Raw genomic sequence first — 14,403 nt, 5'->3', positions numbered from 1 at the left:
TGTAGAAGATGGACTCATTTAAGAATCCATCTTTTTTGATTTCTCCATCTTAGTTTCCGGTTTTATCTATATGATATAATTTTTATAAACAGATTATGAGATGAGGTGCTGGAATGGAGCAAGCAGGTTTAAGGGATTTCTCAAATTGGTATGAAATGAATCAAACTGAATTACTTTCTGAAGCTAGAAAATGGAAAACTAAGAATGATGGTTTGAGGGAAGAGTGGTTAGCTGATTGGCCATTAGAGAGGATAGCAACCATGTCTCTTGACGAATATGTCCTTGGTAAAGGTTCGCAAAATAAATCCTTTTGCTATGAATTAGAGCAAGGAAAATACAGCAGAATGTATTTGGGAATCAAAGGGGGAGCGGCTTCAAAATTTGGCATTTACTATTCTAAAAGCAAGAAGGCGTATTGTGATCAAAGTAATAATGCTATCCCAGAAGAGCAAGTAGGAGAAAAGTTTGAACAATTAAAAAAAGACTTATTCGAACTTGTATCTAAAGGAATTCAGGCAAATTTTGATGATCCTGTTTTCACTTCTCAAAATACTTTTTTAGGTAGGACGGCATTAGTGATAAAGCTTTTGTGTATTTATTCTGAAAATAGTATTTTTATGGGGGTTAATAATCGAAAAGAACAAAATATTTGGGGGGATTTTGTTTCTCTGAATAAAAATAAAAATGTTTACAAACAAAATTATGAAATTACGCAAACTATTTCTTCAAAATTTCCTGAGCTAAATGGTGATTTATTGAGTAATATTATTTGGGAATATCATAAAATGATTGTTGATTGTGAAATTGAAGAAGAGGAAGTCTCTGAGGATGTTTCTGTTGTAAAAGAAATTAGTGGGACCTATAGCTATCAAAATAAATATTCCAAAATACTGCTTGAAGCAAAAAATATTATTCTTCGTGGTGCTCCAGGTACTGGAAAAACTTATTTGGCTAATGAAATAGCCGCTGATATTGTTTCTTATGGACGTACTCAAAACATATCTAAATTAACTGAAAAAGAAACAGAACAAATCGGTTTTGTTCAATTCCATCCAAGTTATGATTATACAGACTTTGTGGAAGGATTGCGGCCAATCAGTACAGATGAAGGTGCTGTTAGTTTCAAATTAGAGCCCGGAAGTTTTAAATCGTTTGTTGAAAAAGCCAAAGACGAAGAAGATTTACAGATTCACGAAGATAACTTTGAAGAAGCTTGGGACAAGTTTTTTGAAGCAGTGGCTGAGGCTAGTGGAACTGATGAGGGCTACAATAAATTAACTACTTTGACAGGAAAACCAATTAAAAATTTATTAGTTTACGAAAGAAATGAGATGCAAGGTGTGTATCCTGAAAATACCACCATCTATTTGAATCATGACCAAATCTACAAAGTATATAAAGGGCAAAAAGGAACACCGAAAGCTGGATTTGATTTTTATCGAAAAGCAATTGTTAAACATTTAAAAGAAGAATATGGTTTGAAAGATTATTCTGTATCAAACAATACAAATTTTTCAAAGAAAAATTATGTGTTTATTATTGATGAGATTAATCGTGGCGAAATTTCTAAAATCTTTGGGGAATTATTCTTTTCGATAGATCCAGGTTATCGTGGGAGTAAACACGGCGTTTTGACTCAGTATGCTAATCTCCATGATGACCCGCAAGAAAAATTCTTTATTCCAGATAATGTTTATATTATAGGTACCATGAATGACATTGACCGTTCCGTAGATACATTTGACTTTGCGATGCGACGTCGGTTTACATTTTTAGAAGTGACCGCAAAAGAATCGGCTGAAAACATGTTGGAAGATACCCAAGTAAAATTTTTAATGTCAGAATTAAACAATGCCATTATTTCAAAAGAAATGGGTGGACTTACAATTGATTATCAAATTGGTGCCAGCTATTTCTTACTGATTGATAAGGAGGGCGTAACCGTTTCAAGACTACTTTCTTTATGGGATAGAAAATTGAAACCTTTATTAAAAGACTATTTTAGAGGTGAATTTCAAGGAGAAGAAAAATTAGCCAATTTGGAAAAAGTGTATTTTAGTGTAGGACAAGAAAATGAAGGCTAATTTATTATACGACAATTCATTGGTAGATGATGAATTGTCTAATTTGCCAGTAGTTACAGAATTATTAAATAGAAATGTCGCAAGTTTAGAAAAAGAAGGATTTATAACTTTTCCTCAAATTTTATCTGAATCAAAAGATTTGGATGAGAATAATTTTATATTCCAAAAATGGAACGGGAAAATTTGGACTTCAAATATTGTGGGTATGCTTAGTCAAGGCAACCAGCAATTGCAGATTTTTTCTCGATTCACCAATAAAACGAGTAAAGAAGATTTCTTTTTGCGCTATATGCTACAGAAGGTGCTTAATTATAATGTTATTAACCAGAAATTTAGCGAGTCTGATACTGAGTCTTACTATGATTTACTGATGTATCTGTTTCCTTATTATCTAAACAATGCTTTAAATAAAGGTATCTACAAAGAATACGTTAGAAGAGAATATAATGATCAAAATGTAAAAGGAACAATTGATATTTATCGCCAGATTAAGGAAAACACGCCTTTTTTAGGAAAAATTGCTTATACGACGAGGGAATTTAGCCATGATAATTATCTAACGCAATTAGTTCGCCATACAATTGAAAAAATTCAAAAGGAGAAATCATTTTTGTTACAAGCGAACGAAGACACAAAAGAATATATAAGAATGTTGCGACAGGAGACCCCTTCCTATAATAAAAATGATTTTCGAAAAGTTTTACAAAAAAACATTATGAAACCTTTAAAACATAGTTATTTTGAAGAGTACAGAGCTTTACAAAAGTTATGCATTCAAATTCTTTCTGATGAACAAGCCGCTTTTGGGATGGTAGATCAAAAAATTCAAGGAATCATCATTGATATTGCTTGGTTGTGGGAAGAATATATTGGAAAAGTCACTGGTTGGAAACATTATGGGCGAAATGCTAAATTGTTTACCTTACAACTTTTTGATAATCCTAAGACTTCTCCCCGTTATCCAGATTATGTCTTCAATAATCTACCAATAGATACCAAATATAAAAGAAATCTTGATAAGAGAAATGACTACAATCAGATTGTTACTTACATTCACATTTTGAATGCAACAAAGGGCTGTTTCTTACAGCCAACAGGTGATAAAGAGTACGAAAAAAATGGCTATCAATTTATTGGAAAGCTAAATGGTAACAATGAAGAAGTTTTTTCGTATTATTTTTATATTCCGCAAGAAGTAAAAACATACACAGAATTTGTAGAAAAAATTCAGGAGAGCGAACAGCGATTAACAACTTTTGCGGAGTTTAATGAATCTGAAGTTTAACTTTGATAATTTTGTAGAAAGAAATTATCTAGATAGATGCTTCCTCATCCTTAATTATCAGTTGATGCATTTTACTATTTTAGGATTAAAATGTGACGACTCGGTAAAGTTTGTTACTATTTTAAAGTGTTAAAATAGTTCGCCACGAATCTATTTGACAACCCGCCAGATTCCGTTAAGCTTAAGAGAGAAAGTTTGATTATTCTAAAGTTCAGGGGGATGAAGAAGCATGGCAGAGCTTTATTTTGTACGTCACGGGTTGACGATTAATAATCATGAAGGTCGGTTTAATGGCAGTCAGTCAAATCCGCCGTTGTTGCCAGAAGGGGTGGCGCAAGCGCGATTGTTGGGGGAATATTTGGCAAAGGAAACATTTGCCAAAGCCTATGTCAGTCCATTACAGCGGGCGCAGGAAACATTAAACAATATTTTGTTGCCTCAGACAGACAAACCGGCGATTGAAGTTGTTGACGACTTGCAGGAGATTAATTTCGGTGATTGGGATGGGCTGCGGATTGATGAGAAGCAGCAGGAGCCGGAATTCCATAATTTGCTGCATGTGCCGGAAAAGTATAATCCAACAGCGTTCCATGGTGAAAGCTTTTTTGATTTAGCAAAAAGAGTAAAGCGTTTTAGCGATTCGTTAGCTTATAATAATGATGAAAAGTATCTAATCGTCGCCCATGGGGTTACTTTGATGACGCTAATGCAGCTGCTTAAGGGGAAAACAGTTGCTGATGTTAGAGAGGCGGGCTTATTGGGGAACACTAGTCTCAGTATTTTTGAATCAAATGACGGCATTGAGTTCCAAGAAAAATTATGGAATTTTACTGATTATTAAAAATTATTGAAACGTCTATCAAAAATTGGCTTACCCGCTAAGCTTGATAGGCGTTTTTTTTGTTGACCTTAATTTCCACATAAAATTTGTTGATACTTTGTAGTCAATCTATGAGTTGTAAAAAGTTCGTGGGCAATCAAAAATAATCTGCACAAAAGTATTTATGAAATTGGAAATCTTCAGAGGCTTCTGGATTTGCCTCGAGTATTCTCTGTACTTTGACTAGTGAAATGCGAATGGATGTTCTATAATAGATAAGTTAGGAGGTTGCCCATGAAAACAGCACGAATTTCAGTGCGTAATTTGGTGGAATTTATTTTGCGCAAAGGCAGCATTGACGAGCGGCATACTAGTGACCACACGGCGCAAGAGGGGGCCCGCATTCATCGCCAACTACAAAAGGCTGGTGGAGAAAATTATCAAAAGGAAGTTTTTCTGTCTTTAGAAGTATCTTTAACGGAAGGGATGTTAACAGTTGAAGGCCGGGCAGATGGGGTAATTACAGAAGATCAGCAGATCACAATTGATGAAATAAAAACCTCTGAGCCAGAATTTGAGGACTTATTACCTGAACAGATTGAAATGTTTTGGAATCAGGTTAAATGTTACGGACATATCTACTGCTTAAAGGAAAATTTGGAGCAGATTACCTTACAATTAACTTATTTTCAAACGACTGAGAAAAAAATTACTCGCCAGAAATTGACTTTTTCTGCACTTGAGCTGGCTGATTTTTTTACCCATGTGGTGACGGAATATGAGAAATGGTTGGTTTTTCAAGAGGAGTGGCAGGAGCGAAGGAATCAGTCTTTGAAGCAACTGGAATTTCCTTTTCCTGATTATCGTAAAGGACAACGGGAATTGGCGGTGGCGGTTTATAAGACGATTTTAAGTGAACGTCAGCTGTTTGTGGAGGCACCGACTGGTATCGGTAAGACGATTTCGACATTATTTCCTTCTCTTAAAGCGATTGGTGAGGGGAAGGCACAACGGATTTTTTATTTGACGGCCAAGACTATTACACGGACGGTCGCAGAAGAGGGAATTGCTGAGCTAAAGGAAAAGCAAGCTGAGGTCAAGAGTGTCACGTTGACTGCCAAAGATAAAATTTGTTTTTTGACAGAACGAAATTGTACTCCAGAGGCTTGTCCCTTTGCAAAGGGATATTATGATCGAATTAACGATGTCTTGTGGGATGTGCTTCACAAGGAGAATCAGCTGACTCGAGAAGTGATTGAGACCTACGCCCAAAAGCATACAGTCTGTCCCTTTGAGCTATCTTTGGATTTGAGTAATTTTTGTGATATTGTGATTGGTGATTATAATTATCTTTTTGATCCTAGAGTCTATCTGCGGCGCTTTTTTGAAAATCCCGATGGCCAAAGTCTTTTTTTAGTGGATGAAGCCCATAATTTAGTTGATCGGGGACGGGAGATGTATTCCCAGTCTTTGAACAAAAATACAATTTTAACCTTAAAAAATCAAAGTAAGAATTATAAGAAGCTATATAAAGCTTTGACTAAGTTAAATCAAGAAATGATTCAGCTGCGGAAAGTCTTAGAAGAAAAGGAGGCTGACTTTTTTGCGCAAGCGGCTCCGGTCGAGAGCTTGACAAGCCGGGTTTACCAATTTACCGAGGTGGCGAAGGAATGGTTAGCGGAAAATCCCAATGATGACCTGCAGGAAATGGTTTTAAGCTTTTACTTTGAAGCGTTGAATTATACTAGAATTAGCGAATTTTACGATGACCATTTTGTGACTTATTTAGAGCAGCGCAATCATGATATCATCATCAAGCAGTACTGTATTGACCCGTCTTTTTTATTAAATCAGAGCTTAGAAAAAGGACGGGCGGCGATTTTATTTTCGGCTAGTTTGACGCCTTTAGATTATTATAGTGAGGTGTTAGGAGGCAATGAAGAACGGTTGACTTATCGTTTAGCCTCCCCCTTTGATGAAAAAAGGCAATTGTTATTGGTTGACCAGCAGATTCAGACGACTTATCGGCAAAGGGAGGCTAGTTTGCCTAGAGTGGTGGCTGAGCTGGCAAAATTAGCTCAGGGGAAAACCGGTAATTATCTATTTTTCTTTCCTTCCTATCGTTATTTAGATGATGTCTATCAACTGTTTATTGAAGCTTATCCAGAATTGCGGACTTTGATTCAGCAAAATCAAATGAGTGAAGAAGAACGGGAAGTATTTTTAACTAACTTTGAGGTAGAACCAAAAGAAACGTTAATTGGTTTTTGTGTCTTAGGGGGGATTTTTTCTGAGGGGATTGACTTGAAGGGGACCCGACTGATTGGTGTCGGCATTGTGGGTGTTGGTCTACCGCAGCTCAGTCACCAGCAGGATTTGATTAAAAACTATTACGATGAAAAAGGGTTAGGCTTCCAATATGCCTATCAAATTCCCGGGATGAATAAAGTCTTGCAGGCGGCCGGTCGTGTAATTCGCACGATGACCGATAAAGGAGTGGTTCTATTATTAGACCAACGCTTTGGCACCAACTGCTATCAGCAGTATTTTCCAGAGCACTGGCGGGGCTATCTTGGCTTTAATCGACCGGAAGAATTGCCCGAAAAACTACAGGACTTTTGGCAAGACGACAACTAAAAACTTAAAAAAATTGCCCACCACTGCGGAAAACTTACCACAGTGATGGGCTTTTTCGTTATTTTTCAACGGGTGCATTATCAATAATTAACAGAGCGCTCATGACATAAATAATCCAACTATCTCTGGAGTAGGCGGTATAGCTTGGCACCCATTCGGCAGCATATTTTTCCTTATAATCCCGCAGACCTTGGAAGGAATAAAAATGCGATCCAAATTGATAGACTAAGTAAGCGATACGTTCCTGCGTAAAACTTTTGCGGGAGGTGCCAACATTAGAGAGGGGCGCCATCCCTAAATCAAAGACGGTTAGGCCTTCGTTGTGCATATATTCAAACAAATTAATAAAGAGAAAATCCATCGTACCTGAAGGCGCCGTTTCAGGATTATGGCGCATTAAATCAATTGTGCCAATCGTCTCTGTGTAAGTCGGCATAATATTGGCAAAGGCAACAATTGCACCAGTCTGGTCTTTAATCACCGAGATTGGCGATTTTTGCAGATAATCCTCAGAGAAAAAGCCAAGAGAGAAGCCTTTTTCTTTGCGGCCAGCTAACCAAGCATCTGACACTTCTCGTAAGCTAGCCATTGTCTCCTGATTAAAAGGCGGCTTGAGGACTTCAAACTGATAGCCTTCTTTTTGGAGGCGATTCATGGTGGCACGTTGCCCCTTCATTTTTTTACCGGAGATTGTGAAGGTTGTTAAATCAACTTCGGCAGCTTCTCCCATTTTAATAAAATCATAGCCAAACTCATGGAGTAGCATGACCAGCTTCTCGCTCACTTCGTAAAAGACCGGATGATAGCCGAGAATATCGGCGTCATGAATCAGCTGTTGAATCGCATCGGCAAAATCACTTTCCTTGCCGGCTGGATCCCCCATGATGACACACTTATCATTGTGGGTATTCATCTGAAGGAAGACGGTATTTTCAGTGCCATCATTGTAAAAATAAATATTTTTATCACCTAAAAAGGCCAATTGGCTCTCGGGATTGCCGCCATATTTATTAAGGACTTGATAGACTTGTTCATCTGCAACTTTTTCACCAAGGACTTTTTTCTCTCCCTGAAGATACTTAATGAAGAGCCAAATGATCGATGCCACGACGACAATTGCAATAAAGCCTGTCAACCACGTACGCTCTGAGGGAAATAAAAAGAAATCGATTGTATGATGGTTTCGATGGGGAAAAGCTGGCAAATTATAAATGCCAATCGCAATATATAAAATAAACAATGCAGTATACAATAAGCCATCCATCGTCATACTTTCCCAAGAGTAAACAAATTGTTTGCGATACAATTCTCTTTTGGAAAAGACTGCTAAAACAAATAGCAATACTAAAAAGACTAATGTTGCCGTGTTAAATTCACTGAAGAAAATATAGACACTAGCCAGTGCCAGTAAAATTAATGTTGGCAGATAAGCTTTTTGACTGCGATTGGCGGTTGCCCGACCCATCACCAGTAATAAAAAGCCTAAAAGCAGACTCGGAAACTGACTGATAAAATGCAAACGCCAAGGATTGATGTGATTCAACCATTGAAAATGGTTGAAGGCCTCAGGAATTGTTGCCAACAGGACCATCATGCTACCAGAAAAATATAAAGCAAAAACCAATACCTTATGGGCGATTTCCTGGAGCAATTCTTTAGGAATTCCGTTGTAGCGGCTGTCAATTTCACCACCGAGATTTTTAAATAAAAAGACAGCGCCGATAATAAACGGAATCACATAATAAAACAGGCGATACAATAAAATCCAAGTGACAGCTACGTCATGGGGAACGCCAAGCGATGCTAAACCAAAAATCATCATTACATCAAAGCTTCCCAGCTCACCGGGAATCATCGAGACAATCCCGATAACAGAAGAGGCAATGAATAACGGAATGACCGCAAAAAAGTTGACCTTGATGTCCATCAAAGCGCCGATGGACAGAAAGCTGATTAGAACACCTGCCCATTCAAGGGTTGATGTTAACAGGAGCTGCCAGCGATATTTTGCGGCTAAGCCTCCTAAAATGCCTTCTTTTTTTAACTTGGTGACAAGTAAAACAACTGGGAAGTACAGGCTGCCCCCTAAAAGCCAAATCCAATAATCTGTGATGTAATGATTCATTGGCATTGTAAATAGTAAAATAAAACTAACGAGACTAAAAACCGAGAGCCCTGACATTAAGAAAAGCAGTAGCTTGGATAAATGCTGTAGCAGTTTTTTACCATCGATTTCCTTGCCGAAAAATTCAGTTCGCAAGCCGATAGTGAAGACACCACCGAAGCCTACCATATTGTTAATGGTATTAATCGACCAGCTGGACTCCAATAAAAAACTAGGTTTAAGTTTTTGCCCCAGCATTTTATTCAGAATAATATCATAGTTCAGCATTGGTAAAATGGCGACTAGACCAATTACTAGCATAACAGCCAGCTTCCACAGGGGAATACTTTGAAACACATCCGCAATTTGCTCCGGCGTGATGGTTTTACTGAGGGTGACTAATTGAAAAATAACGACGATAATTACTGATAGTAGAAATAAAAACTTGAAAACAGGTAATCTTTTTTTGAACCAGGTAATTATTTTTTCCATGAGGACCTCCGATCTTGTAAGAAAGCTAAGATAAGCTGATTAAATGCGGCTGGCGCTTGGCGAGCCAACTGATGCCCGACTTTTGGCACCTCGATAAACCGGCTATTAGGTATCCAGTGTGCTAGATTGCGGGAATGACTTTTTTTGATAACATCATGGGCTCCGACGATTATTAAAGTGGGGGCTTGAATTGTTTGCAGGTCAGCTGGTCTTAAGCCCGTGTCTTTTAATAATAAATCACTGGCGGTCTTCAGGCGCTTCAGCCTACTGCCAAAGAGGGCTAAAATGTGACTTGCTGCAACAATTAAATAACTAGTCCACTGGGAGATTTTCCGCAGGCCGGCAAAGTTCAAATTGCCGGCATTTAAAACTAACCGATGCACTTTTTGCGGATAGTTAACCGCAAAAACCATCGCTAAATTGGCGCCATCAGAAAAGCCGATAAAATCCGCTTGGGCAATTTTTTCCTGTTCGAGGATTTCAAAAATATCCCGTGCCATCAAGCTGAAGCTGAGGCTGTCTGCGTAATTAGCTGAACGACCGTGACCACGACTGTCGATGATCACCAATTGAAAATAACGACTGAGAAAAGGAATTTGCTTGGAAAAAAAATTTCCATTGCCGCCATTTCCATGGAGCAGGACTACTGGAAAGCCTGCACCGTACACTTCGTAATATAATTGGCTGCCGTCTGACATGACGGCAGTTTGTTGTCTGAATTCCATAAGGGCACCTTCTAAAAATAGTATAACGGCTTTTCTTTATTTTAACAGTTTTTGACCGCTATCAAAATTGTAAGGCCTGTAAGCTGTTGAGAGAAAATCTAAAGTTGATTGTTAAGTTATTTTAAATATCTTAAAGAAGGTTTTTCAACGGCGCTTTTTTTCGGTATGATAGAAAAACCTTGAAAAAAAGGATGGAAATTATGCGAAAAAAACGTCGAGGCCCATTAGGTTGCCTTTTTATGTTGATAAAATTAATTATTTTAGTTAGTCTATTAGTAGCTTTGTTTATTGGTTATCGGACATATACGATTATCAAACGGGTGGAAAGTTTCCGACCAGAAGTTGAAACGCTGGCTAGTCAATATGGTATCAGTGATCATGAGACATTGATTTTGGCGATTATTTATACGGAGTCTAAAGGCAGTGGCACAGATTTGATGCAGAGTTCAGAAAGTTTATCAGGAGAACCCGATTCAATTAATACACAAGCAGATAGCATCGAGCAGGGGATTAGTTACTTGTCTGGCGCCATTGAGACGACTGAGGCTGCCGGCGACAATCTGTCAACAGCGATTCAGTCTTATAATTTTGGACATGATTACATTGCCTATGTTAGTGAAAACGGCGGCACCAGCACTGTTAGCTTGGCTGAGACTTATTCTCGGGAGGTTTTAACGCCTCTTTTAGGAAATCAGACTGCTGAAACTTATCGTTATTATAAATGGCAGGCAATTTTGTATAATGGCGGCTATCTATACAGTAACGGTGGGAATTTCTTTTACAGCCAAATTGTCCAAGACAATCAAAAGCTGATTGAATTTTACGAGTCAATTTTTGGGTAATAATTAAAATTTAGGATAGGTGGAGAAAAATGGAAAAATCACAGGACCAGTCTTCTTTAAAAGACTGGCTACTACGTTTTGTCAAAGGGATGTTTATTGGATCGGGCTTTATTTTGCCAGGAGTTAGTGGGGGTGCGCTAGCGGCAGTCTTTGGCATCTATGAACGAATGATTTCGTTTCTAGCCCATTTAACCAGAAACTTTAAAGAAAATGTTTTGTATTTTATTCCTGTCGGTATCGGCGGAGTGACCGGTGTCTTTTTACTCTCGTTTCCAATCAGTTTTTTATTGACGAATTATGAAACGCCAATTCTTTGGTTTTTCGTCGGCTGTATTTTAGGAACAGTGCCGGCTCTTTGGAAAGAAGCCGGTAAAGAAGGCCGCAGCCAAGGGGATACGATTTTGATGGCGATTACCTTTGTGGTGGCTTTTATCTTCCTTTTATTTGGGGCAGACCTTTTCGGCGGCCGAGTCGATCAAAACTTTTTCACTTGGATGATTGCCGGTGGCTTGATTGGCTTAGGAATGATTGTTCCCGGCTTGAGCCCATCTAATTTTTTAGTTTACATGGGCATGTACACCGCCATGAGTGATGGCTTTAAGACGATGGATTTCGGCGTGATTGTGCCATTAGCAATTGGTGGGCTTGTTTGTGTGCTAGGACTGTCAAAAGTGATGGATTATATTTTCAGCAAGGCTTATGCAAAGCTATTTCATTTCATTTTAGGGGTGGTCTTCGCCTCAACAGTGATGATTATTCCGACGAATTACAGTGGAATGGGCATCATGGGCTATCTTGCATGCTTTGCCCTGTGTGTTGCAGGAGCAGCATTAGGCTGGTGGATGAGTAGTCTAGAAGAAAAATACAAATAAAGTTTTTCGTTTGAATAAAAATTTAAAATTATTTTTACGCCGGAGCTTAATTGCTTTCGGCGTATTTTTTATGGAAAAGACTAGATAGTTAATGTTCTAAAGCGTTTGATTCACAAAAGAAAAAAGTTTTTATAAAATTTCTGAAAATGAGCTGATTATTTCTTGAGTTTCTTTGCTGCCGTGGTAGACTGGATACTGATAATTTGGAAAGTAGGAATCGACATGCAAAATGAAACTGGCTTAACAGCTCAGGAGGTCGCCCAGCGTCAAGCTCAGGGGCTGCAAAATAATCACACGGAAAATGCCAGCAAATCAACAAAAGCCATTTTTTCTGATAATATTTTAACCCTCTTTAATTTGCTGAATATTTTAATCGGGATTTGTCTATTTTTTGTAGGGGCTTATTCCAATATGTTTTATCTGGTGATTATTTTAGTCAATATCACCATTGGAATTTATCAAGAAATCCATGCCCGTAATATGGTCCAAAAATTGTCAATTGTCTCAAAGCAGGGTGTTGAGGTGATTCGAGATGGCCAAGTGACATCAATTGATTCCAGTGAACTGGTTTTAGATGATGTAGTTTTGGTGAAGGCAGGGGATGAAATTTTATCTGACCTCGAAGTTTTAGATGGTCAAGGAGAGGCCAATGAATCGTTATTAACCGGTGAAGCGGATTTGGTGGTTAAACACACTGGCGATGAACTTTTATCCGGTAGTTTTTTAGCCAGCGGTAGTTTAACAGCTAAAGTGATTCACGTCGGCCTAGATAATTATGCTATGAAGCTTGCTAATGAAGCCAAGGTCCATAAACCATTGGATTCTGAATTGGTTCGCTCAATTAGAAAAGTCTCCCGTTTTACGAGCTTTGTCATTATTCCTTTAGGGATTTTATTATTTATTGAAGCTTTCTTTTTACGGGACAGCGGTATTAAAGATTCAGTGGTTGTCTCGGCCGCCGCTTTATTGGGAATGCTGCCAAAGGGACTTGTTTTACTTATTAGTATTGCTTTGACTACTGGTGTGACCAAGTTGGCCAAAAAAAGAATTTTAGTGCAGGACATGTATGCTGTTGAGACACTAGCTCATGTCGATACACTATGCTTGGATAAAACCGGCACAATTACCGAGGGGCGGATGCGTGTTGAGCATGTTCGACCGTTGCATCCAGTCTATGAAGACCAGCTGTCGGCAATTATCGGCAGCTATTTAGCCGAATCGACAGATAATAATGTCACCATGCAGGCGCTGCGGGATTATTTTTCAGTCTCGAATCGTTATGGTGCCGGCGAAAAGCTCGGCTTTTCTTCAGAGCGCAAATGGGGAGCTATGGAATTTAGGGAGCTTGGAACTATTTACTTAGGGGCGCCAGAGAAATTAGTCCCTCAGCAAGAATTTCCAGAAATTGTCGCCGCTCAAAAAGAAGGCTACCGAATTTTAATGTTGGCAATTGCTCCCAATCAAAAGTTGCAGGAAAATTTTGAGCATCTCGAGCCGTTAGCCATTTTTGAAATTGAAGATGTCATCCGTCAAAATGCCGAAGAAACTTTGGCTTATCTCCATGCAGAAGGAGTCGACTTAAAAGTTATTTCCGGGGATAATCCCGTAACAGTCTCCAATATCGCTCGTCGTGCCGGTTTGCCAAATTACGAGAATTATATTGATTTATCAACTTGTCAAACGGACAATGAGGTCAGAAAAGCTGCCACTTACTATACAGTTTTTGGGCGAGTAACGCCGCAACAGAAAAAGCTTTTAGTGCAGGAATTAAAGGACCGAGGCCGGACTGTTGCCATGACTGGTGATGGTGTTAATGATGTCTTGGCGCTTAGAGAAGCCGATGTCAGCATCGCCATGGCAGAAGGTGATGGCGCAACACGCCAAATTTCCAATTTAGTTTTGTTGGATTCTGATTTTACTATGCTGCCTCAAGTGCTTTTTGAAGGTCGCCGGGTAGTTAACAATGTCACCAAAGTCTCAGGGATTTTCTTTATCAAGACGATTTATTCCTTCATTCTCTCGATAATTTGCGGACTGACAGCCATTGCTTTTCCTTTTATTCCCATTCAAATTACTTTGATTGATTTGGCGATTGAAGGCTATCCTTCCTTCTTCCTGTCCTTTGAAGAGGATAAACGCCGTATCAATGGTAAATTTTTAACGACAGCCTTAAAGTCGGCTTTGCCTAACGCTTTATTGGTCATTTTGAATGTGGTGACCATTTATCTAATAGGGCAAGGGAATGGTTGGAGTCAATTAGACACAACAACGTTGATGTATTATCTGTTAATTGGAATTAGCTGTTTAGCTGTGATTAAGGCCTGCCTGCCATTTAATCCATTGCGTATTTTCTTAGCGAGTACGACGGTGGTGGGAATTTATGTAGCCGCTATGTTATTTCATTCGGTTTTGGAAATTGGTTTCCTAACGATGACCACGCTACCGATATTTGCTATTATGATGGTCTTAAATGCTATTTTACGGCTGATTATTTGGAAAATAACCAAAATCTAATACTTTGTTAAAAAAAGCAGTCAATCGG

General features: G+C 38.6%; 9 protein-coding genes. 7 read left to right on the top strand and 2 right to left on the bottom strand.

The window, feature by feature from the left end; genetic code table 11:
- Positions 1–113 precede the first annotated feature (113 nt).
- The 4 genes from ORH16_RS17485 (at position 114) to ORH16_RS17470 (ending at position 6,826) form a co-directional block, all read left to right on the top strand.
- On the top strand, positions 114–2,084 hold the full coding sequence (locus tag ORH16_RS17485; RefSeq protein ID WP_265460191.1) for an McrB family protein: 1,971 nt from the start codon (positions 114–116) through the stop codon (positions 2,082–2,084).
- On the top strand, positions 2,074–3,369 hold the full coding sequence (locus tag ORH16_RS17480) for a 5-methylcytosine restriction system specificity protein McrC (protein ID WP_265460190.1): 1,296 nt from the start codon (positions 2,074–2,076) through the stop codon (positions 3,367–3,369). The genes ORH16_RS17485 and ORH16_RS17480 overlap by 11 nt, the downstream gene beginning before the upstream one ends.
- Before the next feature lie 229 nt (positions 3,370–3,598).
- Entirely contained in the window at positions 3,599–4,210 is a 612-nt protein-coding gene (locus ORH16_RS17475) for a histidine phosphatase family protein (protein ID WP_265460189.1), read from the top strand.
- Positions 4,211–4,483: 273 nt separating this feature from the next.
- Positions 4,484–6,826: an ATP-dependent DNA helicase gene (locus ORH16_RS17470; protein WP_265460188.1), complete on the top strand. Its 2,343-nt coding sequence runs from the start codon at positions 4,484–4,486 to the stop codon at positions 6,824–6,826.
- A 58-nt stretch (positions 6,827–6,884) separates the two neighbouring features.
- Here the strand turns inward: ORH16_RS17470 and mprF are convergent, their stop codons facing one another.
- Together mprF and ORH16_RS17460 are read right to left on the bottom strand one after the other, a co-directional pair.
- On the bottom strand, positions 6,885–9,422 hold the full coding sequence (gene mprF, locus ORH16_RS17465; RefSeq protein ID WP_265460187.1) for a bifunctional lysylphosphatidylglycerol flippase/synthetase MprF: 2,538 nt from the start codon (positions 9,420–9,422) through the stop codon (positions 6,885–6,887).
- Positions 9,410–10,147: an alpha/beta fold hydrolase gene (locus ORH16_RS17460; protein WP_265460186.1), complete on the bottom strand. Its 738-nt coding sequence runs from the start codon at positions 10,145–10,147 to the stop codon at positions 9,410–9,412. The genes mprF and ORH16_RS17460 overlap by 13 nt, the downstream gene beginning before the upstream one ends.
- A gap of 200 nt (positions 10,148–10,347) precedes the next feature.
- Here ORH16_RS17460 and ORH16_RS17455 point away from each other — a divergent pair, with 200 nt between their 5' ends.
- From ORH16_RS17455 to ORH16_RS17445, 3 genes are all read left to right on the top strand, one after another.
- The gene (locus ORH16_RS17455; RefSeq protein WP_265460185.1) at positions 10,348–10,989 is read left to right on the top strand and encodes a lysozyme family protein; all 642 of its coding nucleotides are present in this window, start codon (positions 10,348–10,350) and stop codon (positions 10,987–10,989) included.
- A gap of 29 nt (positions 10,990–11,018) precedes the next feature.
- The gene (locus ORH16_RS17450) at positions 11,019–11,861 is read left to right on the top strand and encodes a DUF368 domain-containing protein (protein WP_265460184.1); all 843 of its coding nucleotides are present in this window, start codon (positions 11,019–11,021) and stop codon (positions 11,859–11,861) included.
- Positions 11,862–12,083: 222 nt separating this feature from the next.
- The gene (locus tag ORH16_RS17445) at positions 12,084–14,375 is read left to right on the top strand and encodes a cation-translocating P-type ATPase (protein WP_265460183.1); all 2,292 of its coding nucleotides are present in this window, start codon (positions 12,084–12,086) and stop codon (positions 14,373–14,375) included.
- The last annotated feature ends 28 nt before the right edge of the window (positions 14,376–14,403 follow it).

Origin of the sequence: Enterococcus sp. HY326 (assembly GCF_026157065.1) — a bacterium.
Classification (GTDB): Bacteria; Bacillota; Bacilli; order Lactobacillales; family Enterococcaceae; genus HY326.
The sequence above is the reverse complement of the archived record's forward strand: the minus strand, read 5'-3'. Positions and strand labels throughout refer to the sequence as shown.

What these genes read in the sequence shown, in the direction of transcription:
- ORH16_RS17485 (WP_265460191.1), top strand. Translation starts at nt 114, where the DNA reads ATGGAGCAAGCAGGTTTAAGGGATTTCTCAAATTGGTATGAAATGAAT.
- ORH16_RS17480 (WP_265460190.1), top strand. Translation starts at nt 2,074, where the DNA reads ATGAAGGCTAATTTATTATACGACAATTCATTGGTAGATGATGAATTG.
- ORH16_RS17475 (WP_265460189.1), top strand. Translation starts at nt 3,599, where the DNA reads ATGGCAGAGCTTTATTTTGTACGTCACGGGTTGACGATTAATAATCAT.
- ORH16_RS17470 (WP_265460188.1), top strand. Translation starts at nt 4,484, where the DNA reads ATGAAAACAGCACGAATTTCAGTGCGTAATTTGGTGGAATTTATTTTG.
- mprF (WP_265460187.1), bottom strand. Translation starts at nt 9,422, where the DNA reads ATGGAAAAAATAATTACCTGGTTCAAAAAAAGATTACCTGTTTTCAAG.
- ORH16_RS17460 (WP_265460186.1), bottom strand. Translation starts at nt 10,147, where the DNA reads ATGGAATTCAGACAACAAACTGCCGTCATGTCAGACGGCAGCCAATTA.
- ORH16_RS17455 (WP_265460185.1), top strand. Translation starts at nt 10,348, where the DNA reads ATGCGAAAAAAACGTCGAGGCCCATTAGGTTGCCTTTTTATGTTGATA.
- ORH16_RS17450 (WP_265460184.1), top strand. Translation starts at nt 11,019, where the DNA reads ATGGAAAAATCACAGGACCAGTCTTCTTTAAAAGACTGGCTACTACGT.
- ORH16_RS17445 (WP_265460183.1), top strand. Translation starts at nt 12,084, where the DNA reads ATGCAAAATGAAACTGGCTTAACAGCTCAGGAGGTCGCCCAGCGTCAA.